29 protein-coding genes, 2 tRNA genes and 1 pseudogene are annotated in these 19,639 nt (G+C 39.6%); 11 read left to right on the top strand and 21 right to left on the bottom strand.

From position 1 onward, the window contains the following. Positions 1-87: 87 nt before the first annotated feature. The 4 genes from narQ to rpoH all read left to right on the top strand — a co-directional run bounded on the left by narQ (position 88) and on the right by rpoH (position 4,187). Positions 88-1,791 (top strand): nitrate/nitrite two-component system sensor histidine kinase NarQ, encoded by a 1,704-nt coding sequence (gene narQ / locus BKK47_RS03600; protein ID WP_077493546.1) that lies wholly within the window; start codon positions 88-90, stop codon positions 1,789-1,791. 9 nt (positions 1,792-1,800) lie between these two features. Beyond that, positions 1,801-2,826, top strand: a complete 1,026-nt coding sequence (gene murB, locus BKK47_RS03595) for a UDP-N-acetylmuramate dehydrogenase (RefSeq protein WP_077493545.1) — start codon at positions 1,801-1,803, stop codon at positions 2,824-2,826. Between the two features lie 79 nt (positions 2,827-2,905). Continuing rightward, positions 2,906-3,223, top strand: a complete 318-nt coding sequence (locus BKK47_RS03590; RefSeq protein ID WP_077493544.1) for a DUF2322 family protein — start codon at positions 2,906-2,908, stop codon at positions 3,221-3,223. Positions 3,224-3,341: 118 nt separating this feature from the next. Further along, a complete protein-coding gene (gene rpoH, locus BKK47_RS03585) occupies positions 3,342-4,187 on the top strand; it encodes an RNA polymerase sigma factor RpoH (RefSeq protein ID WP_077493543.1) in 846 nt (281 codons plus the stop codon). Positions 4,188-4,227: 40 nt separating this feature from the next. Here rpoH and plsY read toward each other — a convergent pair whose 3' ends face one another. Next, complete coding sequence (gene plsY, locus BKK47_RS03580; protein ID WP_077493542.1) at positions 4,228-4,827, bottom strand: glycerol-3-phosphate 1-O-acyltransferase PlsY; 600 nt, start codon at positions 4,825-4,827, stop codon at positions 4,228-4,230. An 85-nt stretch (positions 4,828-4,912) separates the two neighbouring features. Here plsY and folB point away from each other — a divergent pair, with 85 nt between their 5' ends. Next, entirely contained in the window at positions 4,913-5,281 is a 369-nt protein-coding gene (folB, locus tag BKK47_RS03575; protein WP_077493541.1) for a dihydroneopterin aldolase, read from the top strand. Between the two features lie 79 nt (positions 5,282-5,360). Here the strand turns inward: folB and rplI are convergent, their stop codons facing one another. The 5 genes from rplI to infA all read right to left on the bottom strand — a co-directional run bounded on the left by rplI (position 5,361) and on the right by infA (position 7,168). Beyond that, positions 5,361-5,810: a 50S ribosomal protein L9 gene (rplI, locus tag BKK47_RS03570; protein WP_077493540.1), complete on the bottom strand. Its 450-nt coding sequence runs from the start codon at positions 5,808-5,810 to the stop codon at positions 5,361-5,363. A gap of 15 nt (positions 5,811-5,825) precedes the next feature. Further along, entirely contained in the window at positions 5,826-6,056 is a 231-nt protein-coding gene (gene rpsR / locus BKK47_RS03565) for a 30S ribosomal protein S18 (RefSeq protein ID WP_018355466.1), read from the bottom strand. 11 nt (positions 6,057-6,067) lie between these two features. After that, positions 6,068-6,394: a primosomal replication protein N gene (gene priB / locus BKK47_RS03560; protein ID WP_077493539.1), complete on the bottom strand. Its 327-nt coding sequence runs from the start codon at positions 6,392-6,394 to the stop codon at positions 6,068-6,070. Then, complete coding sequence (gene rpsF / locus BKK47_RS03555; protein WP_059367800.1) at positions 6,381-6,758, bottom strand: 30S ribosomal protein S6; 378 nt, start codon at positions 6,756-6,758, stop codon at positions 6,381-6,383. Before rpsF ends, priB begins: the two co-directional genes overlap by 14 nt. 191 nt (positions 6,759-6,949) lie before the next feature. After that, a complete protein-coding gene (gene infA, locus BKK47_RS03550) occupies positions 6,950-7,168 on the bottom strand; it encodes a translation initiation factor IF-1 (protein WP_013746899.1) in 219 nt (72 codons plus the stop codon). 217 nt (positions 7,169-7,385) lie between these two features. On the opposite strand from infA, the gene rsmA reads away from it, so the two are divergent. The 4 genes from rsmA to BKK47_RS03530 all read left to right on the top strand — a co-directional run bounded on the left by rsmA (position 7,386) and on the right by BKK47_RS03530 (position 11,161). Then, positions 7,386-8,249: a 16S rRNA (adenine(1518)-N(6)/adenine(1519)-N(6))-dimethyltransferase RsmA gene (gene rsmA, locus BKK47_RS03545; protein WP_077493538.1), complete on the top strand. Its 864-nt coding sequence runs from the start codon at positions 7,386-7,388 to the stop codon at positions 8,247-8,249. 17 nt (positions 8,250-8,266) lie between these two features. Then, on the top strand, positions 8,267-9,094 hold the full coding sequence (gene apaH, locus BKK47_RS03540; RefSeq protein ID WP_077493537.1) for a bis(5'-nucleosyl)-tetraphosphatase (symmetrical) ApaH: 828 nt from the start codon (positions 8,267-8,269) through the stop codon (positions 9,092-9,094). Between the two features lie 10 nt (positions 9,095-9,104). Beyond that, positions 9,105-9,728: an HI_0552 family protein gene (locus BKK47_RS03535; RefSeq protein ID WP_077493536.1), complete on the top strand. Its 624-nt coding sequence runs from the start codon at positions 9,105-9,107 to the stop codon at positions 9,726-9,728. A 98-nt stretch (positions 9,729-9,826) separates the two neighbouring features. Continuing rightward, the gene (locus BKK47_RS03530) at positions 9,827-11,161 is read left to right on the top strand and encodes an NAD(P)/FAD-dependent oxidoreductase (RefSeq protein ID WP_077493535.1); all 1,335 of its coding nucleotides are present in this window, start codon (positions 9,827-9,829) and stop codon (positions 11,159-11,161) included. Positions 11,162-11,202: 41 nt separating this feature from the next. Here BKK47_RS03530 and folD read toward each other — a convergent pair whose 3' ends face one another. Beyond that, positions 11,203-12,060, bottom strand: a complete 858-nt coding sequence (gene folD / locus BKK47_RS03525) for a bifunctional methylenetetrahydrofolate dehydrogenase/methenyltetrahydrofolate cyclohydrolase FolD (RefSeq protein ID WP_077493534.1) — start codon at positions 12,058-12,060, stop codon at positions 11,203-11,205. Positions 12,061-12,234: 174 nt separating this feature from the next. On the opposite strand from folD, the gene BKK47_RS03520 reads away from it, so the two are divergent. Together BKK47_RS03520 and BKK47_RS03515 are read left to right on the top strand one after the other, a co-directional pair. After that, positions 12,235-12,311: transfer RNA gene (locus BKK47_RS03520), tRNA-Pro, on the top strand. 52 nt (positions 12,312-12,363) lie between these two features. Then, positions 12,364-12,440, top strand: a tRNA-Arg gene (locus BKK47_RS03515). Between the two features lie 31 nt (positions 12,441-12,471). Here the strand turns inward: BKK47_RS03515 and BKK47_RS03510 are convergent. The 14 genes and pseudogenes from BKK47_RS03510 to BKK47_RS12815 all read right to left on the bottom strand — a co-directional run. Next, positions 12,472-13,527 carry a tyrosine-type recombinase/integrase gene (locus tag BKK47_RS03510; RefSeq protein WP_077493533.1) on the bottom strand — a complete coding sequence of 352 codons (1,056 nt, stop codon included), beginning with the start codon at positions 13,525-13,527 and terminating at the stop codon, positions 12,472-12,474. Beyond that, positions 13,431-13,730 (bottom strand): helix-turn-helix domain-containing protein, encoded by a 300-nt coding sequence (locus tag BKK47_RS03505; RefSeq protein ID WP_077493532.1) that lies wholly within the window; start codon positions 13,728-13,730, stop codon positions 13,431-13,433. The genes BKK47_RS03510 and BKK47_RS03505 overlap by 97 nt, the downstream gene beginning before the upstream one ends. 10 nt (positions 13,731-13,740) lie before the next feature. Beyond that, positions 13,741-13,911 carry a hypothetical protein gene (locus tag BKK47_RS12415; protein ID WP_158074746.1) on the bottom strand — a complete coding sequence of 57 codons (171 nt, stop codon included), beginning with the start codon at positions 13,909-13,911 and terminating at the stop codon, positions 13,741-13,743. Between the two features lie 331 nt (positions 13,912-14,242). Further along, a complete protein-coding gene (locus tag BKK47_RS03495; protein ID WP_077493530.1) occupies positions 14,243-14,449 on the bottom strand; it encodes a hypothetical protein in 207 nt (68 codons plus the stop codon). A 181-nt stretch (positions 14,450-14,630) separates the two neighbouring features. Continuing rightward, a complete protein-coding gene (locus BKK47_RS03490) occupies positions 14,631-15,908 on the bottom strand; it encodes a DNA cytosine methyltransferase (protein WP_077493529.1) in 1,278 nt (425 codons plus the stop codon). A gap of 76 nt (positions 15,909-15,984) precedes the next feature. Beyond that, the gene (locus tag BKK47_RS03485; RefSeq protein WP_077493528.1) at positions 15,985-16,578 is read right to left on the bottom strand and encodes a hypothetical protein; all 594 of its coding nucleotides are present in this window, start codon (positions 16,576-16,578) and stop codon (positions 15,985-15,987) included. Positions 16,579-16,597: 19 nt separating this feature from the next. Continuing rightward, entirely contained in the window at positions 16,598-16,915 is a 318-nt protein-coding gene (locus BKK47_RS03480) for a hypothetical protein (protein WP_077493527.1), read from the bottom strand. 4 nt (positions 16,916-16,919) lie between these two features. Beyond that, entirely contained in the window at positions 16,920-17,156 is a 237-nt protein-coding gene (locus BKK47_RS03475) for a DUF551 domain-containing protein (protein WP_077493526.1), read from the bottom strand. A 10-nt stretch (positions 17,157-17,166) separates the two neighbouring features. Beyond that, positions 17,167-17,433: a hypothetical protein gene (locus BKK47_RS03470; RefSeq protein ID WP_077493525.1), complete on the bottom strand. Its 267-nt coding sequence runs from the start codon at positions 17,431-17,433 to the stop codon at positions 17,167-17,169. Beyond that, positions 17,433-17,936, bottom strand: coding sequence for a MazG-like family protein (locus BKK47_RS03465; protein WP_077493524.1), 504 nt, complete (start codon positions 17,934-17,936; stop codon positions 17,433-17,435). Before BKK47_RS03465 ends, BKK47_RS03470 begins: the two co-directional genes overlap by 1 nt. A gap of 45 nt (positions 17,937-17,981) precedes the next feature. After that, positions 17,982-18,893 carry a recombination-associated protein RdgC gene (gene rdgC, locus BKK47_RS03460; protein WP_077493523.1) on the bottom strand — a complete coding sequence of 304 codons (912 nt, stop codon included), beginning with the start codon at positions 18,891-18,893 and terminating at the stop codon, positions 17,982-17,984. Between the two features lie 2 nt (positions 18,894-18,895). Continuing rightward, positions 18,896-19,240: a hypothetical protein gene (locus tag BKK47_RS03455; RefSeq protein WP_077493522.1), complete on the bottom strand. Its 345-nt coding sequence runs from the start codon at positions 19,238-19,240 to the stop codon at positions 18,896-18,898. After that, the gene (locus BKK47_RS12820) at positions 19,237-19,452 is read right to left on the bottom strand and encodes a hypothetical protein (protein WP_341860487.1); all 216 of its coding nucleotides are present in this window, start codon (positions 19,450-19,452) and stop codon (positions 19,237-19,239) included. Before BKK47_RS12820 ends, BKK47_RS03455 begins: the two co-directional genes overlap by 4 nt. A gap of 30 nt (positions 19,453-19,482) precedes the next feature. Then, positions 19,483-19,639 (bottom strand): annotated as a pseudogene (locus BKK47_RS12815) (polymer-forming cytoskeletal protein); the annotation flags it as partial.

The raw sequence follows: 19,639 nt of genomic DNA, 5'->3' as shown, positions 1-19,639 counted from the left end.
CCGTCTTATTACAAGGCGGATTTCTTATTTAAAATCCTGTGCGTTTTTATGCTAAACTAGCACGAGTTTTTTCATAAAGGTAGTCTTGTGCAAATTACTCGTTCTGTTTCTTTACGTATTGCGAAATATCTTTTTCTTATCATTATTGTCGCAGGCGTGATCAGTTCTTTAAGCTTGGCAATTATGACAAGTAATAAATCCGATGCGGAAGCAATTAACGTTTCCGGTTCACTGCGTATGCAAAGTTACCGTTTGCTGTACTTGATGGAAAAACAACCGGAAACCGTTGAGAAAAACCTGCGTTTTTATGAAAAAAGCCTCCACGCTCCAAGTTTGGTGGATATTCAACATCAGCTTTTTACACCGGACGTAGTGAAACAATCCTATCAAACTATCCTTGAACGTTGGGTAGAAATGGAAACTTTTGCCCGTCAAAATAATATTCACCAATATAGCCAAAATCTGACGGATTATGTGAGTGAAGTGGATTATTTTGTTTTTGAACTGCAACGTTTTAGCGAACAAAAATGGTTTTTTGCCTTATCTGTATTGTGTTTTTCTATGTTACTGATTGTGGGAATGGTGTCTTATGTAATTTGGTTTACTCAGCGTGAAGTGGTCAAACCGCTCAAATTACTGACACGTGCCAGCATACAAGTACAAATGCGCCAGTTTAACCATATCCCATTGGATACGAGAAATGATAATGAGCTTGGTACGCTGGCGCGTGTGTTTACTCAAATGTCCACGGAATTAGGTAAATTGTATTCACGTTTGGAAGATGCGGTGAATGAAAAAACTCAAAAATTACGTCAAACCAACCGCTCTTTATCGACTCTTTACCAAAGCTCACAATTACTTACGGTGAATGCAATTAATGATAAAATTCTTAACCAAGTATTACATCAAATTTTGCTCAGCGAGCATTTGAGCTATATTGAATTGGAAGTGTTAGGATCTGAACATTGGGATATTGTATTAGGAGAGAAGAAAACTCATCAGGGCTTAGAAACACAAGAGTTGAAAGTGGAAGATGAGACGCTAGGCGTACTTTCATGGCAAGCCGGCCTGCCTTGTCCCGATCCTAGAATGATGCAAAATTTGGCGCAAATGTTAGCACGGGCTTTGTATTTCCACAAAAATCAACGTCAGCAAGAGCAGCTTTTATTAATGGAAGAGCGTTCAATTATTGCTCGGGAGTTACATGATTCATTGGCTCAAGTGCTATCTTTTTTACAGATCCAGCTTGCTTTGTTGAAACATAATTTGAAGAAGAATAATGAATCGGCTCAACAGGAAAGTTTTGCCATTATTGCTAGTTTTGAACAAGCTCTTTCTAGCGGTTATGTACAGTTGCGTGAGTTGCTCGCTACCTTCCGTCTAACGGTACAAGAAGCTAATTTACAACTCGCATTGGAACAAGTTGTTGCTTCTTTGCGTGCGCAAACCAATATGCAATTGAGCGTAAATAGCCAGCTTCCATCACAAAGTTTGAATCCTCAACAACTTGTCCATTTACTGCAAGTCGTACGTGAGGCCACTTTAAATGCAATTAAACATTCAAAAGGAACAAGGGTTGGTATTACTGCTCATACTAACGCAGAAGGGGAGTACGAAATTCTCATTCAGGATAATGGAGTGGGCATTCCAACTCTGGATGAACCTGAAGGTCATTATGGATTGAATATTATGGCGGAACGTTGTAGTCAGCTCAATGCCGAATTAACTATTAGTCGTCGTGAACAGGGCGGTACGCAGGTTAAAATCACGTTGCCGCAAAAATTATTTTAAGGAAAAACAATGAAAAGTTTACAACCTTTTCACACTTTTCATATCTCTGCGAATGCGCGTGAGATTATAGAAGTACAAAGTCTTGAACAACTGAAACAGGCTTGGTCTAAAGCAAAGGCTCAGAATCTCCCTGCGCTCTTACTCGGGCAAGGTAGCAATATGCTTTTTGTCGAAGATTTTGATGGAGTAGTCATTATCAATCGATTGCAAGGTATTACTCATGAGCAAGATGAGCGTTTTCATTATCTCCATGTCAATGCCGGTGAGAATTGGCATAATTTGGTGAAATACACGCTTGAACAAGGCATTGGGGGACTAGAAAATCTTGCTTTGATTCCGGGGTGTGCCGGGTCGGCGCCGATTCAAAATATCGGTGCTTACGGGGTCGAATTTAAAGATGTCTGCCATTATGTCGATGTGTTGGATTTGGTAACAAACAAGCAATTTCGATTAAGTGCAGAAGAATGCGAGTTTGGTTATCGGGAAAGTATTTTTAAGCACCGTTATCGGAATGATCACGTGATTACGGCAGTAGGGTTAAAACTGCCAAAAAATTGGCAACCTGTATTGGAATATGGCACGCTTGCGAATTTTAGTAGAGAAAGTGTAACAGCGAAAGAGGTATTTGATGAGGTTTGCTATATTCGCCAAAGTAAATTACCGAACCCAGATGAATTTGGCAATGCGGGAAGCTTTTTTAAAAACCCGGTAGTGAGCGCAGAGCAGTTTGTCGAACTACAAAAACTCAATGAAAATCTACCGCACTTTCCACAGCCTGATGGGCGTGTAAAACTGGCTGCCGGTTGGTTGATCGATCAATGTAATCTTAAAGGCTTTAAAATTGGTGGAGCATCGGTACATAAAAAACAAGCATTAGTATTGATTAATGAGGGTAATGCGACAGGGCAAGATGTGGTGAAGCTCGCGCATCATATCCGTCAAATGGTGGCGGAAAAATTTGCTGTCTATCTCCAACCTGAAGTCCGTTTTATTGGCTCAAAGGGTGAGATCGATAGCGAGAAGGCGATTGCTTAATTTTTTAGTGCATAAGTGGTAAAATTTACCGGTGTATTAGCTGGATAAACAAAGATTCCTATCAATAAAGGAAAATAAAATGAATTTTAACGATATTTTAGATACGCTTCCATCTGCTGAGCATTTAACGGGATTAAATGTAAAGCAAAACAATGAGATTATCCATAATATTCCTGCGGTTGTGGGAAAATTAGGATCGTTGCGCCTTTATAATGCGCTAGCGGAAAAATTTAATGGGAAATTAGACCGCACTTCTGCGCAGCAGGGGATAGAGTGGTTTGCGGAACATGTGGAAGATGCAAAGAGAAATCAGGGTAAACACCCGAATATTGATCTACTTTTCAAAGTAATTGATGAAGATTTAATTTTAGAACTTGAAGTGTTAAAAAATAACTAAATATATTGAACTTTTAATCGGTAAAACCTGTCTTAAAGAGCAAATTAGTTCAATAAAACCTTTTATTGTGCTATAACGAAAGTCATTAATTGGCAATGTCCAATAAAGAAGGAAAAAGATGGATAAAGAAACACAAATGATGTTAGTTCCTCAAGGTAGTATTGAAGGTTATATTCGTGCGGCAAATGAATATCCAATGTTGACCGCAGAGGAAGAGAAGGAACTAGCGGAACGTTTATATTACAACGGTGATATTGAAGCGGCAAAAAAATTGGTATTGTCCCATCTTCGTTTTGTCATTCATGTGGCACGGGGATATTCCGGTTATGGATTGCCGCAAGCCGATTTGATCCAAGAGGGTAATATCGGCTTAATGAAAGCCGTCAAACGTTTTAATCCAGAAGTAGGCGTGCGCTTGGTTTCTTTTGCGGTGCATTGGATTAAAGCTGAGATTCACGAATATGTATTGCGAAACTGGCGTATTGTGAAAGTGGCAACCACAAAAGCACAACGTAAGTTATTTTTCAATTTACGCAAGACGAAACAACGCTTAGGTTGGTTCAATGAAAATGAAGTCGATATGGTTGCAAGTGAGCTGGGCGTATCGAAAGAAGATGTACTTGAAATGGAATCCCGTATGACAGGGGCTGATGTGGCCTTTGATTTGCCGAATGATGACAGTGAAACAGAAACTTATTCACCATCACTTTATTTGGAAGATAAAAGTTCTAATTTTGCCGCTGAACTTGAAAATGAGAATTTTGAAAACCAAGCAGTAGAGCAGTTAAGTGTCGCATTGAAAAATCTTGATGCCCGTAGCCAAGATATTATTAAAACCCGTTGGTTAGATGATGATAAAGCAACGCTACATGATTTGGCTGCAAAATATAATGTTTCTGCAGAACGAATTCGTCAACTTGAGGCTAATGCCCTTAAAAAATTAAAAAGTGCGGTGAATTTTTAGCGACTTTTGAAAAAAGAAAACCTGCCATTTGGCAGGTTTTTTAATTTTTCTTTAATTTCGACCATACTTTATCTTCTTGTCCGCGCCATAGACGCTGAATGTTGTCATGATGGCGGTAAATCAATAAACAGCTTACCAATGCCACGGGGAAAGTAAATTCAGGTTTGAACCACCACACATAAAAGGGCGCGAGTAGTGCAGTGATGACAGCACTTAAAGAAGAATAACCACTCGCTAAAAAAACGATAAACCAAGTACCGAAAATAGATCCCGCGACAGCCCATGCTATTGGTGCAATGGCACCGAATGCGGTAGCAACTCCTTTTCCACCTTTAAATCGAAAAAAGACAGGGAAAATATGCCCTAAACAAGCCCCTAATGCCACCATGCCCAATTCAAATTGGGTTAATCCTAGATAATAACCCGCCCACACAGGTAACATACCTTTTAGAATATCAAAAATGAGGACAGCAAGCGCAGTCCAGCGTCCACCAATGCGGAATACATTCGTTGCGCCGGGATTATGAGAGCCATATTGGCGGGGATCAGGCAAGCCTGCTATTCTACAAATTAAGATTGCACTGGAAATCGACCCTAGGAGATAGGCAAAAATCATGTAAATAATAGCGAATAGGCTCATTTAATCCCCCAGAATGACAAAATTTCCTCGCTATTTTACCTAAACTTGCTAGCATACGCCTACTATAATTTTAGGAGAATCTGATATGGATCGTATTTTTATTGAAGAATTAACGGTATTTGCTCAAATCGGTGTTTATGATTGGGAGCAACAAATTAAACAAAAGCTGGTGTTTGATATTGAAATGGCGTGGGATTGTCGAAAAGCAGCAGAAACCGATGACGTACAGTATTGCCTTAATTATGCGGAAGTCAGCCAGTTTGTTTTAGATTATGTACAAGCAAAGCCCTTTTTACTTGTTGAGCGTGTGGCTTATGAAGTGGCTGAACAGTTACAAAAACGTTTTTCTATTCCGTGGCTTCGTTTGAAACTAAGTAAGCCTAAAGCGGTGGCTCAGGCTCAGAATGTAGGGATTGTTATTGAGCGTAGTACTTTATCGGTAGAGATAAAATAAATAAAAAATACAAAATTTTTTACCGCACTTAGCAATAAAAAAACCCGACCGAAGTCGGGTTTTTTTGTTTACGGATAAATTATTCCGCAACAATAACGATGTTTAATGATGCAAACACTTCGCTGTGAAGTTGGAAACGAACATCATGATCACCAAGAGTACGAATTGGACCGTTTGGTAAACGAACTTCGCTTTTCGCCACTTCAACACCGGCAGCGGTCACTGCTTCAGCTACATCACGGGTAGTGATAGAACCGAACAAACGACCTTCATCACCGGCTTTAGAAGTGATAGTCACTTTTTCTAACGCTTCTAAACGCTCTGCACGGTCGATTGCAGCTGCTAATGATTTAGCCGCTTTTTCTTCTAATTCGGCACGACGTGCTTCAAAGTGTTCGATGTTTGCTTTAGTTGCCATTACCGCTTTACCTTGTGGGATTAAGAAGTTACGGGCAAAACCTGATTTAACATCTACTTGGTCACCTACATTACCTAGGTGAGCAATTTTATCTAAAAGAATAACTTGCATTTAACCTTCTCCTTCTTAGTGATGATGTGCATCAGAGTAAGGCAATAACGCTAAATAACGCGCGCGTTTAATTGCACGGGCTAATTGACGTTGGTACTTCGCACGAGTACCGGTAATACGGCTTGGTACAATTTTGCCGCTTTCAGAAATGTAGTTCTTTAATGTAGCGATATCTTTGTAATCGATTTCTACAACATTTTCCGCTGTAAAACGGCAGAACTTACGACGACGGAAATAACGTGCCATTTGGCTGTCTCCTAATCTATAAATTCGATTTGCTCGGCATGTAAAACTAATTGGTTTAAACCGTTTGCAGTTCTATGTGAGGTGATGAAACCCACAACCAACAGCTGATTGCCGACCGTAATGCTTTGAGTTTTTTCTACTAATCGATTGCCACTAATTTGAATGGGCATTTTTAACCACGCTTGACGAGGTAAACCGCTTTCAACCTGTTCGGAACGATGTTCCAACCAAAACCGGCAATGCTCAATGCCATTAGGGCTTTTATGTCGCTTTGGGAGTTGGCACACAGTGCCGGTCAACGAAAAGCGATTATCAATGTTTGAATTACTCTTCAGCATCCTCAAAATCGTTGTTTTCAACTTCAGCTAAAGCTTTACGATCATCTTTTGCTTTAACCATTGGGGACGCTTCTGTTACGGCGTGCTTAGTATGAATAACAAGACTGCGTAATACAGCATCGTTATAACGGAAAGTCGTTTCTAGCTCGTCGATGACTTGTTGAGGCGCTTCTACATTCATAAGCACATAATGTGCTTTGTGTAATTTGTTGATTGGGTATGCTAATTGACGGCGACCCCAATCTTCTAGGCGATGAACCTGACCACCGGCTTCTTTAACAGAACCTGTGTAACGTTCAATCATACCTGGTACTTGCTCGCTTTGGTCCGGATGAACCATAAACACGATTTCGTAGTGACGCATTACTGCTCCTTACGGGTTAATCAGCCTTTGACGTAGATTAGTCACCAATCTGCAAAGGCAAGGAACGAAAAATTGAATGTGACTAAGGGTTGCGGATTATATCGAAATTTTTGTTTTTTGCAACTGATTTGCAGTTTTTTTAGGCAATAAAAAAACCGATAATTTATATCGGCTTTCTCTTTTGTCTAAAATTATCGACTACGGAAAACAATACGACCTTTACTGAGATCATAAGGAGTCATTTCTACCGTCACTTTATCACCGGTTAAAATACGAATATAGTTTTTACGCATTTTACCGGAAATGTGAGCAGTCACCACATGACCGTTTTCTAATTCTACCCGAAACATGGTATTCGGTAAGGTTTCTAAAATGGTACCTTGCATTTCGATACTATCTTCTTTTGCCATTGTATCCTCTAAAAAATAACTAATTTTTAACCGCACTTTCTGCGGAAATCTAAGAAAAACGGGCGGATTATAGCCGTTTTTGCGTTGAGGTGAAAGGGAAAATCAAATTGTGTTGAAAAAATAATCTTTTTGCATAGAGTTGGATTCAATAGTTCAATGATTTACAAACCCAAATCACGCTCTATAATAACCGCAATTTGATAAAAGATAGAAGACTATGAATTCCAAAAAACACTTAGGGCATACCGCCCGTAAACGTTTCGGGCAAAACTTTTTGTACGATAATAATGTCATTCAGGATATTGTTGCGGCGATTTATCCGCAAAAGGATCAATTTTTGTTGGAGATCGGTCCTGGACTTGGCGCATTAACCGAGCCGGTCGCCGAGCAAATCGATCATTTAACCGTAGTAGAGTTGGATCGTGATCTAGCGGAACGTCTGCGCCACCACCCGTTTCTACACCATAAAATTACTGTGATCGAAAATGATGCGATGCAATTTGATTTTGGCGAACTTTATCGTCAAGAAAATTTAGCCGAGGCAGGGCGGAAATTACGTATCTTTGGAAACTTACCCTACAACATTTCTACGCCTTTGATGTTCCACCTTTTTAAATATCATCACATTATTCAAGACATGCACTTTATGTTGCAAAAAGAGGTGGTAAAACGTTTATGTGCTGCACCGAATAGCAAGGCTTACGGGCGTTTAACCATTATGGCACAGTATTTTTGTCAAGTGATGCCGGTATTGGAAGTGCCGCCAACCGCCTTTAAACCCGCCCCGAAAGTGGATTCCGCTGTCGTGCGTTTAATTCCTCATAAGGTATTGCCACATCCGGTGAACGATTTATATTGGCTAAATCGTGTGTGTTCTCAAGCATTCAATCAACGCCGCAAAACCTTGCGCAATGCGTTATCCACCTTATTTTTGCCAGAAAATTTGACCGCACTTGGGATTGATTTAAATGCTCGTGCGGAAAATCTTTCTATTGCTGATTATGCTCGATTAGCGAATTGGTTGGCGGATAATCCACCGGAAGAAACAAATAAGCCGGAAATTATTGATAGGGATGATTAATTAAAGAGCGGTTAAAAATGGCGACATATTTTATAGGCGATCTGCACGGCTGTTATGATGAATTGCAACTTTTGCTGGAAAAAGTGGCGTTTGAACCTACGCAGGATAAATTATATCTTGTAGGAGATTTAGTCGCGCGGGGAGATAAATCACTGGAATGTTTGCGTTTTGTGAAATCCTTGGGTAATGCCGCACAAACAGTGTTGGGTAATCATGATTTACATCTAATTTCCACCGCACTTGGCATTAAAAAAGTGAAATCAAAGGATCGGCTAACGGCGCTCTTTCAATCATCGGATTTTGATGAATTAATTGACTGGCTACGCCACCAACCTTTACTTATACACAATGAAAAACAACATTTTGTTATGTGCCATGCTGGTATCTCACCTGATTGGGATCTGGTTACGGCGAAAACCTGTGCGAAGGAAGTGGAAAGTGTATTAAGACAAGGCAATATTTGTTATTTACTGGAAAATATGTATGCGGAACAACCGGATCGTTGGTCGCCCGATTTACAAGGTATTGAACGTTTACGTTACATCATTAATGTGTTTACCCGTATGCGTTTTTGCTATTGGGATCATAGACTTGATTTTGCCTGTAAATCGCCACTGAAAGAGGCACCGCCGGAGCTAACGCCTTGGTTTAACTTGAATAATCCTATTTATCAAGACATTCCGATTATTTTCGGGCATTGGGCAAGTTTAGTGGACGAACCAACACCAAACGGTATTTATGCGTTGGATACAGGCTGTGTGTGGAACAATAGAATGACGATGTTACGCTGGGAAGACAAACAATGCTTTACACAAAGTGCGGTTAAAAACTACCATATTTTTTAAGGAGCAATAAATGCTTTCTCTCACCGCTGAATCGTGCGAGCTTTTTGATATTCCTTTTTATCAATTTGCACAAATGAAAAAATTCTGTCCGCAAGACATCCCCTCAATTAAAGCTAATTACAAACGCCATTGGGATAATTGGAAAGCCATTATTCAAGAAGTGGCGAAACAACTTGGCACGCCTTTTGCGAAACCGCATATCGAAAGTTGGACAAATGGTTGGCAGGTCAGAGCGCATTTTTTTGCCTATTTTAAATATGAATTCAATCAATATTCGGCAGCGATTTTTTCGGTTTTGTTAAATCGTCGCCGTTTATCGGTGAGTTTAGACTGGCATTGCTACCGTGCGGATCGTTCGCAAATTAACTTGCAACAATATAATCAATGGCTGGATGAGTTTGATTTTAACGCTTTTTCCCATTGGGATATATGGCATGGCGATGAAAGTGAGTACAACGATTTTCGTCAGGTTAATCAACTGGAAACAAAAGATTTATTGCTCCATTCCGATCAAGATTTTTGGTGTATTGGTCACAATATTGAAAAAAACGCATTGCAAAATACAGATACTGTGAGTTTTATTGTGAATACCATTCGGGGATTACAACCTCTTTATGAACGTTGCCATCAGTAAGTGCGGTCATTTTCGTGAAAGTTTTTCTTATCATTTATTTAGTTATGTTATCATTACAAAAATTTAACATTTTTAACAATATTTTATAGGAGAGCAATATGAAAAACGTCGTGGTCGTTGGCGGTGGTGCCGGCGGTGTTGAACTGGCGACTTTTTTGGGGAATAAACTTGGTCGTAAGGGGAAAGCCAAAATAACGCTTGTGGATCGCAATGCTACCCACCTTTGGAAACCCTTATTACACGAAATTGCAACCGGCGTTATGGATGACGGGGTTGATTCTTTAAGCTACCGTGCGCATGGTAAAAATCACCATTTCAGCTTTGAACAAGGCTCGATTACCCGTATTAACCGTGAACAAAAATATGTGGAACTTGCACCTATTTATGGGCAAGAAGGAGATATGTTGGTGATTGCACGCCGAATTCCTTATGATTATTTAGTTTTGGCGATTGGCAGCAAATCCAATGATTTTAATACTAAGGGTGTGGCGGAGAACTGTATTTTCTTGGATAGTTCCGAGCAAGCATTGCGTTTCCAGCGAAAAGTTTTGGAACTCTTTTTGAAATTCTCTGAAAACCGTGTATTGGATGATATTGGCGAGGAAGAATTTAAGCAAAAATTGGTTGATGAACATAAAGTCAATATTGCTATTGTCGGTGGTGGGGCGACAGGGGTGGAATTAACTGCGGAACTTTATCATGCCACTGAAGATCTGTCCTCTTACGGCTATGGTAAAATTGATAATTCTTGTTTACAGGTAACCTTAGTTGAAGCCGGCTCCCGTTTATTACCGGCGTTACCGGAGGATTTGTCTGCTGCCGTTTTAGATGAATTAAAGGATATGGGGGCGAATGTCAAACTCAGCACAATGATCACCGAAGCGCAGCCTAATACTTTAATTACAAAAGACGGCGAGGAAATCAAAGCCGATTTAATTGTTTGGGCGGCAGGTGTGCGAACTTCAAAAGTAACCCACAATTTTGACGGTTTAGAGATTAATCGTACCAATCAACTAGTGGTAAAAGATACGCTACAAACCACGGTGGATGAGAGTATTTTTGCTATTGGAGACTGTGCGGCATTGACTCAGGCCAACGGCACGTTAGTTTCCCCACGTGCTCAAGCAGCACATCAAATGGCGAAGGCTTGTGCGAAAAATATTTTTGCCATCTTTGATAATAAACCGATGAAGGCGTTTAAATACAATGATAAAGGCACTTTAGTATCGCTTTCCAGTTTTACAGCGTTGGGGAGTTTAACGAATAAATTTGGTAAGAATCCATTAACCGTGCACGGTAAATTTGCCCAATTTGCTTATGTATCGCTTTATCGTATGCACCAACACGCATTGCATGGCTGTACTAAAATTGGATTAATTATTTTGGTGGATAAAATTAATCGTTATTTAAAACCGAGATTGAAATTGCATTAACCCAAAACAAAAGTGCGGTCAAAACTAACCGCACTTTTTTGTTACACGAAATTGTTGTTATGCTCGTAAGTGTAGAGTGTATTATACATCAACATTGCGACTGTCATTGGGCCTACGCCCCCGGGAACCGGTGTAATGTAGCTTGCCTTTTGGGCTGCGGCGTCAAATCCAACATCTCCTACTAGTTTGCCTTCAATTCGATTAATACCGACATCAATGACAACAGCCCCTTCTTTTACCCATTCACCCGGCACAAGGTTAGGTTTACCGACTGCGACAACCAAAATATCGGCTTGACGAACATGATTTTCCAGATCTTTTGTAAAACGGTGAGTAACTGTAACCGTTGCACCGGCAAGTAATAATTCTAAGGACATTGGGCGACCCACAATATTTGAGGCACCAACGATAACCGCATGTTTACCGTGTAAATCAACGCCGGTTGTTTCTAACAATTTCATTACGCCATAGGGTGTGCAGGCACGTAGGGTTGGGATACGCTGGCATAAACGCCCAACATTATAAGGATGAAAACCATCCACATCTTTTTTCGGATCAATACGTTCAATAATGGCTTCTGGATTGATTTGCTTTGGAAGAGGAAGCTGTACCAAAATACCATCAATGGTTTCATCGGTATTTAATTGGTCGATTAAGGCAAGCAAATCCTGTTCGGTTGTGGTTTCCGGTAAATCATAGGATTTAGAATTAATCCCGACTTCCTCACAACTACGACGTTTACTTTCCACATAAACTTGAGAGGCAGGATCTGAACCAACGAGAATAACGGCAAGTCCGGGAACGCGTTTATCTTCATTGCGATAGTGGGTAATTTTTTTTGAAATTTCGGATTTTATTTGCTTAGAAAGTCTGGTCCCCGAGATAATTTGTGCTGTCATTAAAAGTCCTTAATAATGGAAATGTAAACGTTTGCTATTTTATCCAACAATGGGAAATTTACAAAATCAAATATGCCGAATAGTGAAATTGAAATAATTTTGAGCAGTCAAATGCAAAAATAATAAAAATTGATTGACTGAACAAGAAACCTCTCTATAATTGAGCGCAATCGTCGGCGAGTAGCGCAGCTTGGTAGCGCAACTGGTTTGGGACCAGTGGGTCGTAGGTTCAAATCCTATCTCGCCGACCACTTCTTTTATATTTCCCTTGGAACTTCATAAAAAAAGATACAACCCTTAAATGCGCCCTTAGCTCAGCTGGATAGAGCAACGCCCTTCTAAGGCGTGGGTCAAAGGTTCGAATCCTTTAGGGCGTGCCATTAAAAGTCTTATTTTTCAAAAAGTTATATGTTACGCAACAAGTTTTAAATGTGTCTTAGGCTTTGGGTGTGTCGTAAATGTGCCGTGAAATTCTACTTTGTTTGCGTGTTCCAACAAATGCTCCGCATTCAAATGAGCATATTTCTTGACCATTTCGAGAGTTTCCCAACCGCCTAATTCTTTGAGCGTGAATAGCGGTGTACCTGCTTGAACGTGCCAGCTTGCCCAAGTATGCCGCAAATCGTGGAAATGGAAATCAACTAGAAAGCATTTTTTCGTTGCTAGAGTGAAAGACTTTCGGTTGATATCCGTTAGCGGATTACCGTTTCTACCGACAAACACATATTTGGAATGCCTGTTACGAATGGATTTAAGTAAGGCGATGGCTTCATCATTGAGTAATAATGAGCGAGCTTTTCCAGACTTAGCGACATCGTTAGTAACCAATGCTATTTTACGCACGAAGTCGATTTTATCCCACGTTAAAGTGAGGATCTCGGTACGCCTTGCTCCTGTCATTAAAGCAAATGAGCATATTGCTCGCATCCATTCTTGGCTAAGTTTGCCAATTAATTCTCGTGCTTGTTCTTTAGTTATCCAACGCACTCGGATTGGTGGTTCTTTTTTCTTAGGGATATAGGGCACTTTGTCTAGTATCCCTGCTTTATGTGCAAGATTCAAGATCAAAGAAATAGATTTGATATATTTGTTTTGGGTGGCATTAGCAAGAGGTTTTTTAGTATTCATATTCTTGGTGGGAATATGTTGTAAAATTTCCTGTGTTGTTAAAGAGCTTAATACTCGTCCTGAGAATTTGCTCCGCCAGTAGATGGCGTGCCGTTTTTTAGTTGCAGTATCTTTTTGACCTTCAGCAGAACGCACATAATGCAGTAATGCTTCTTCAAAAATATACTCTGGCGGAGCATCAAGTTTATCAATTTTCCACATTTCAGCTTTAAGCCTATCGTGATATTGTTGTGCTTCCTTTTTTATAGTCGTGCCAGTTGAGCGTCTAATTCTTTTACCGCTTGGGGTTGCAAGATCAACCCACCACGGGCCGTTTTCGTTTCTTTTGTAGATCGACATAGTTGTACCTCTTCGACCGACAAAGCTAATCTATCAGCATTATCAGATCGTTTTTTGAGTAGATCAAGATCGGACTTATGAATACGCCAAACACGAGAACCTGCCATTTTGAAAAATCCCCAATCATAAATATGGTTTCGAACGGTTCTTTCTTTAAGGTTTAAGTATTTAGCAACCTGTTTGATTGTTAGGGTTTCTTCCATACTCTCTCACTTACAAATACTTTGATTTCATCAGCCGTAATAATACTTTTTCAAACTTTCGTGCGTGTTGTGCTTCAAATCTCAACCACTTAAGGCGGATATGTTTAGGCTTCCAACGATTTGCTAACCACGGATTTTGATTTGCCATTTCAGCGAAAGCCCGTTTATAAGCTTTTTTCATTTGCCGGAAGTTCCACGATTTTTTATGACCCTTGAAACATAAAATTTCAGTTTCGTGAAATTTGATATTGTTCGCTTTGAGGTTTATCATTTTTAACCCTACCTAATATTTAATTTCTGTCTTAATTATTACGCCACAGATTTCACAGCATTGTGTGTATGTAACACCACTATGCCCAAATTCATCTTTTTTCGTGCAAGTGGCAATGTTTTTAAATTTATGGTGACAGGGGATTAATTTAATCTCTCCACACCGCTTACATTGGGTTTTGTTATCATCTAATTTGTAAAATTGATGACCTTTGATAAAGCAACGAAACAAATTTCCTCCACTACTTCAAAATATCTGGCACTTCAACAACTTTTAGCTGTTCCGGCATCATGTCTTTGTATTTAAGATAATATTGGACGATTTCTAATGCTTGTTCTTCTGTTACAGTTCTATGAGTTTCTTGGATCACCGTCCAAATATGTCTATATTGGCATTCAAGCACGACGTATCGTTTGTTATTTATAACTTGTAATTCTTGTCTAAACATCTTTAACTCCACGTAGCATTAGCCAAACTTTTACACGGTAAAAGAATTCATCTTCACTATCTCGTGCTTTTACCCATCTAGAGTAAATTTGATCTAAGTAGATCGTAAATAGTCCGGATATTATTACGCTGTCTATTAAATTCCAGTTCATAGTTTTAGCCTCAATAAAAAAACCTCGCTTTCACGAGGCTTGGGTTAAATAAATTTGCAGGCGTTCTCCAATCCATTTCATCACCGGTACTGCCATACTGTTTCCGATTGCTTTGTAGCGTGGACTATCAGGGCAATCATCTATCGGTTTGTTTCGGTATGGGATTTTCGTCCAGTTATCGGGAAAGCCTTGTAATCGTTCACATTCGACCGGGGTAAGTTTTCGTACAGTGACGTTATTTGCTACTGCGTGAACATCTGTGCTTGTCAGTGTGTAACTCACTCCGCTTTCATCAAAACCATTTCCATTACCGCCGTTGTTTGGCTTTCTGCCAATAGTATTTCCGGCAAGAGCAATACAAGGAATATTATTGCCACCTGTTCCCATTCTTGCAGTAAGAGTAGGCGTTATATCATTCTGAACCCTTGCTACATCTGACCGATGTGAAATATCAAACAACACATTCTCTTGTCCGTTATTTCTCCCCAAGCAATGTGCGGTCGTTTGGCTGATGATTGGGTCTTGCGTGCCGTGAACAATAAATGTTTCACTTCCACCCGATAAACATCCGCCCCACGCTTTTAGCGTTCCGCCTATATTTGATTGGCGATATGCCCCAAAGCTACTTTCAGCATAGGCGGTAATGTTTTGTGGCGTATTTCCGCCCGTCTCAATATTCCCTGACACGCCTTTTTGCTCAAGGAGTATTTGGGCGATACTTCGTCTTCCAGCACTTGCCACAACAAACACTCTTTTGCGGCGTTGGGCGAGTCCGAAGTATTGAGCATCGAGCGTTCGCCAGACGATAGTCCGTTTTGAATGCACATAACCTGAGTTTGTCCATTTTCGCCCTGTTGGTTGTAATGGCTGATATTCTTGAGCCAATCCAGCCAAAAAGTGTCCGAATGCGTTGTCCTTGGTGGATAGTACACCCGGCACGTTTTCCCACACGAGTATGCACGGGGCTTTTCCGTCATTAAATCTGACATAATCAATCGCCTCTAAAATATGGATCAAAGCAAGTGTTAAATTACCTCTATCATCATTCAAACTCTCTCGCTTGCCCGCAATAGAAAATGCTTGGCAAGGTGTGCCACCGACTAATACATCGGGAGCAGGGATTTCACGATTGAGGATTTTTTCGGGTAAGGCGGTCATATCGCCTAAATTGGGGATTTCGGGGAAATGATGTGCAAGCACTGCACAGGGAAAGGGTTCGATTTCAGAAAACCATAGTGGCCTGCCTAAACCTTTCCACGCCACACTTGCCGCTTCAATCCCCGAACAGATTGAGCCGTAGGTGAACATTGTTTCTCCATAAAACAAAACCGCTCACATTTCTGCAAGCGGTTGTAGATATTTAGGTTAAAACTGCGTTATTCTGTTATACCTTATAAAATAATTTATCTGCATGCTTTCTTATATGTTTTGCCCAAACGTTATAATCTTCATCACTACCAAATCGAAGTTTAACTTGGTATTCGTCAGTTTTATTAATATGGATCGATGTTGGTTTAGGTAATTCTTTATATTCAGATTTTGTAGGTTCTGGTTCTTTCCACATGAATGCATTTTCTTGTAAAAAAGGGATATCATCTCTAAAAATTCTATCCAATTCCCCGTCCTCATTAATTGAATAATAAATTAAGCTATTTTCTACTTTTTTAGCTGCAAATCGTTTTTCGTGTGAAACTTTAAAAGGCTCTCCATTTAACACCTTTTCTAAATCAAATGGTTCTGGTTTGTCTTGCCATAAGCCAATAATATCATCTCGGTCTTCGTGATTTCTATAATAAGACACAAATGTGTCATAAGCATCAACGGATTCCTTGATACTCCCATTTTCATTGTAAATAACCCAAGTATGAAAAACCTCATCTTCGCCTTCACATACGCCTAAATATTTAGCTTTATACCCTTCACGTGTAATACCATAAGCACCATTCTTTAGTGCCTCAATTTCTTTTTCGCTTAACATAATTTTTTACCCAAGATATTTACCAATTCATAATACAAGCACACTCAACCCCAAGTTGTCTTATTGCCATAAGACTAATTTCATAAGATAAAGTGTTATCATCACCCTCATCGCAATAAATAATAAAAACTTCACTGCCGTCTTGATCTAGCGAATAACTGACAGACCAACATTTAAAATCAGCAACATTAATATTTGATTTATACAATAATGATGATTTATCTTTTTTGTTTCTCTTTATCCAAGCATTGACGACTTCTTGTATTTCATTACAAGTTTTTATGCAATCATTCTTGAAGTCTTCAACTGCCTCTTCTTTTGTTTGTACTATATTCATAGCTTTAACCTTCTTTTGGTGGTTGTGGCAAAGGTTGCCAGTGGGTTATTTTCGTGCACTCTCCGTTAAATCCATAAAACCGATTACCTTGAATCATATAAGCTAATACATAAGTTTCATCATCATCGGGCTCATCAATACCAAAACACATCACAACATCGCTGCGTTCAACTCCGTTATGATCGAATACTTTTGGCAATTCTTCCGAACACTTAATCCAACCGTTGTTTTCTTTAGTCATTTTGAAAACCTCACTCTTGCAATATGTTATCAATTACATTTTGATTAAATCTTTCCAAAACTTTTTCAAATTTATCCGGATTATTATTTTTTAGATACAATAGGAAATTGATTATTTCCGCATCTAACAAATCTCCTAATAAATCGTATTTTTCCAATGCATCATCTTCTACGATTCGTGGGACTTTAAAGTCATCTTGTTTATTCAGGTGTAAATTCGTTAGAAATGCTACACTTTCATTATTTTTAAAGTGAAATTCTGCAACCATTTTACGCATTACAAATCTTCCTCTTTCACAAAAACACCATTAATCATTTTGCCTTTCCGGTCTTTGATTTGGTTGTAGGCGTGCTGAACACACTCTTGAATATCTATATAATTAAGATTAGCTATATTCTGTAATGCCTCAACAGAATTGTGGATGTCCCAATCCATAGGTAGCCAGCCTCCTTTGTAACATGCTGAAAAATGACTAATCGCAATCATCATTGCGTCATCAATATGCTTTGATTTGTAAAGATAATTCGGTATTAGCATATTTTGGTTAAAATCATTCTCTGGATTAACCGACTTCCTGCGGTATTGAGCATTTAATATGACCAGCACAACAAAACAATCCCCGATGCTATCCTTAATCACATCAGGCTTATTCTTCGCCACGCCACTGCATAGCTCGCCAAATTCTTCCATCAGCTTTAGCATTTGCTTCTGTGGTGTAGAGCCCTCAATCAAATTTCGATCTTCCCCCCATTGCTCAATGTTTTTGATTAGTTCGATCATTTCATTTCTCCAAAATAAAACCGCCCCTAAGAGCGGTTTGGTTAATTATTCTCTGTGCTTTTCACCACCAAATTCATCCAATAAATGTTGAGTTAATTTAGTGAGAATACCTGTCATTAGTACAAAATCTGCATCAAAGCGTTGAGCAAAATCTTCTTTCAAAATATCGTCATTTTTCTCTCGTACAACATCAGCAAATTTTAAGCGTTTAAGTGTGCAATCTTCATTAAAGACAAAGCTTAGAGTATCTTCCCATTCTAAGGCTAATTTTCTCACCACTTTTTTATCGTCTTGTAGCAAAGCAAGAATTTCTTCGTTTTCTAACGGCTGCTTTTTGCAACGGATAACACTATTTTCTAGATAGCCAAATAACTCTGCTTCCTCTAATGCAATTAACCAATCCGGTAAGCTATTTTGAGCAATCCAATTTGTCATTACTGTGCTAGGTTCATTAGCAAAGGCTAACGGCACAACAGGCAAAGAGCCAAGGGATTTTCGCAATAATGCCAAAGTATCTTCCGCTCGCTTGTGTGATGCAGAATCTACATAAATTAAGTTTTGTTCCGTATCAATCCATAATGCGGTATGTTGATTTTTACTGAATGCCCGTGGCAATAGATTCATTACTACATCGTCTTTTAAGATTTGTTTTTCCGTTTTCTTCAGTTTACGCTGTTCTTTTTCTTCTAGGGTCGCTATGCGTTTATTTAACTCAGAATCAATCACTTGTGCCGGCAAGATTTTCTCTTCTTTTTGAGCTACTAGCAGAATTTGCTTGCCCACCGAAAAATGCAATAAATTTGAGCCTTGCAATGGTGATGCCCAACCGAATTTACTCATATCTTGTTGGCCACAAGGAACATACGCACAATCACTAAGCTGATTTTGTAATTGTGTTAAATCCCAAGCAAGCGACTTGGTTAAACGATAAATAATGGCATTTTTAAACCAAAACATAATTAATTCTTCCTCTTTTGTTTTATCACGGGCAACTCAACAAACGCATTAAGCGGTTGCGATACCGCACTTTGATTCGGTGGATTGATTGCCCAAGTGATGAAATCCGTCAATAAACGGTGATAATCTTGGTTTGGCTGCGAATAATCCGCTTCAGATTGGAACTGGCAGATAAAATATTCGCGGCTTTCGCTGTCGAATAAAAGCCAGTTTATTTGAAGTAGATTAATTAGTTCCGTTAGCTTGGCGATTTCCGCCCGTTGAAAGACGATAGATATCCACACGGTGAACATATTTACCGCCGTGCTGTAAGGGAGTGCAGGGGTAATTTTTACTTCATTTGTCATGATTTTTCCTCACTCAAAATCCGACTTTTCGCCACTTCGATCAACAATTGATATTCTCGCTTGGTTTTCTCATCGTGTACCTCTGCGGATTTTGCTAAAAATTCATCGACTGTTCCGGTAAAACAACCACGTGTTACAATTAATCCGTCTTTGCCGTTAAACACCGTAAGCGTGCCGTTCTCTGACCCAACATTACTCGCCCAGAAAATCATTTTTCGCTCGGATATAATGGCGCAAGATCTAACCCAAGCGTTGCCAAATACCCAAGCGTTGCCATATACCCGAGCGTTGCCACATACCCAAGCGTTGCCAAATACCCAAGCGTTGCCATATACCCGAGCGTTGCCACATACCCGAGCGTTGTCAAATACCCGAGCGTTGCCAAATACCCGAGCGTTG

This window comes from Rodentibacter mrazii (genome assembly GCF_001998825.1).
GTDB classification, from domain to species: Bacteria; Pseudomonadota; Gammaproteobacteria; order Enterobacterales; family Pasteurellaceae; genus Rodentibacter; species Rodentibacter mrazii.
The sequence above is the reverse complement of the archived record's forward strand: the minus strand, read 5'-3'. Positions and strand labels throughout refer to the sequence as shown.

Excerpts from the sequence above, each read along its gene's own strand:
- murB (WP_077493545.1), top strand. The coding sequence starts at position 1,801 with ATGAAAAGTTTACAACCTTTTCACACTTTTCATATCTCTGCGAATGCG.
- BKK47_RS03590 (WP_077493544.1), top strand. The coding sequence starts at position 2,906 with ATGAATTTTAACGATATTTTAGATACGCTTCCATCTGCTGAGCATTTA.
- rpoH (WP_077493543.1), top strand. The coding sequence starts at position 3,342 with ATGGATAAAGAAACACAAATGATGTTAGTTCCTCAAGGTAGTATTGAA.
- plsY (WP_077493542.1), bottom strand. The coding sequence starts at position 4,827 with ATGAGCCTATTCGCTATTATTTACATGATTTTTGCCTATCTCCTAGGG.
- folB (WP_077493541.1), top strand. The coding sequence starts at position 4,913 with ATGGATCGTATTTTTATTGAAGAATTAACGGTATTTGCTCAAATCGGT.
- rplI (WP_077493540.1), bottom strand. The coding sequence starts at position 5,810 with ATGCAAGTTATTCTTTTAGATAAAATTGCTCACCTAGGTAATGTAGGT.
- rpsR (WP_018355466.1), bottom strand. The coding sequence starts at position 6,056 with ATGGCACGTTATTTCCGTCGTCGTAAGTTCTGCCGTTTTACAGCGGAA.
- priB (WP_077493539.1), bottom strand. The coding sequence starts at position 6,394 with ATGCTGAAGAGTAATTCAAACATTGATAATCGCTTTTCGTTGACCGGC.
- rpsF (WP_059367800.1), bottom strand. The coding sequence starts at position 6,758 with ATGCGTCACTACGAAATCGTGTTTATGGTTCATCCGGACCAAAGCGAG.
- infA (WP_013746899.1), bottom strand. The coding sequence starts at position 7,168 with ATGGCAAAAGAAGATAGTATCGAAATGCAAGGTACCATTTTAGAAACC.
- rsmA (WP_077493538.1), top strand. The coding sequence starts at position 7,386 with ATGAATTCCAAAAAACACTTAGGGCATACCGCCCGTAAACGTTTCGGG.
- apaH (WP_077493537.1), top strand. The coding sequence starts at position 8,267 with ATGGCGACATATTTTATAGGCGATCTGCACGGCTGTTATGATGAATTG.
- BKK47_RS03535 (WP_077493536.1), top strand. The coding sequence starts at position 9,105 with ATGCTTTCTCTCACCGCTGAATCGTGCGAGCTTTTTGATATTCCTTTT.
- BKK47_RS03530 (WP_077493535.1), top strand. The coding sequence starts at position 9,827 with ATGAAAAACGTCGTGGTCGTTGGCGGTGGTGCCGGCGGTGTTGAACTG.
- folD (WP_077493534.1), bottom strand. The coding sequence starts at position 12,060 with ATGACAGCACAAATTATCTCGGGGACCAGACTTTCTAAGCAAATAAAA.
- BKK47_RS03510 (WP_077493533.1), bottom strand. The coding sequence starts at position 13,527 with ATGTCGATCTACAAAAGAAACGAAAACGGCCCGTGGTGGGTTGATCTT.
- BKK47_RS03505 (WP_077493532.1), bottom strand. The coding sequence starts at position 13,730 with ATGGAAGAAACCCTAACAATCAAACAGGTTGCTAAATACTTAAACCTT.
- BKK47_RS12415 (WP_158074746.1), bottom strand. The coding sequence starts at position 13,911 with ATGAAAAAAGCTTATAAACGGGCTTTCGCTGAAATGGCAAATCAAAAT.
- BKK47_RS03495 (WP_077493530.1), bottom strand. The coding sequence starts at position 14,449 with ATGTTTAGACAAGAATTACAAGTTATAAATAACAAACGATACGTCGTG.
- BKK47_RS03490 (WP_077493529.1), bottom strand. The coding sequence starts at position 15,908 with ATGTTCACCTACGGCTCAATCTGTTCGGGGATTGAAGCGGCAAGTGTG.
- BKK47_RS03485 (WP_077493528.1), bottom strand. The coding sequence starts at position 16,578 with ATGTTAAGCGAAAAAGAAATTGAGGCACTAAAGAATGGTGCTTATGGT.
- BKK47_RS03480 (WP_077493527.1), bottom strand. The coding sequence starts at position 16,915 with ATGAATATAGTACAAACAAAAGAAGAGGCAGTTGAAGACTTCAAGAAT.
- BKK47_RS03475 (WP_077493526.1), bottom strand. The coding sequence starts at position 17,156 with ATGACTAAAGAAAACAACGGTTGGATTAAGTGTTCGGAAGAATTGCCA.
- BKK47_RS03470 (WP_077493525.1), bottom strand. The coding sequence starts at position 17,433 with ATGCGTAAAATGGTTGCAGAATTTCACTTTAAAAATAATGAAAGTGTA.
- BKK47_RS03465 (WP_077493524.1), bottom strand. The coding sequence starts at position 17,936 with ATGATCGAACTAATCAAAAACATTGAGCAATGGGGGGAAGATCGAAAT.
- rdgC (WP_077493523.1), bottom strand. The coding sequence starts at position 18,893 with ATGTTTTGGTTTAAAAATGCCATTATTTATCGTTTAACCAAGTCGCTT.
- BKK47_RS03455 (WP_077493522.1), bottom strand. The coding sequence starts at position 19,240 with ATGACAAATGAAGTAAAAATTACCCCTGCACTCCCTTACAGCACGGCG.
- BKK47_RS12820 (WP_341860487.1), bottom strand. The coding sequence starts at position 19,452 with ATGATTTTCTGGGCGAGTAATGTTGGGTCAGAGAACGGCACGCTTACG.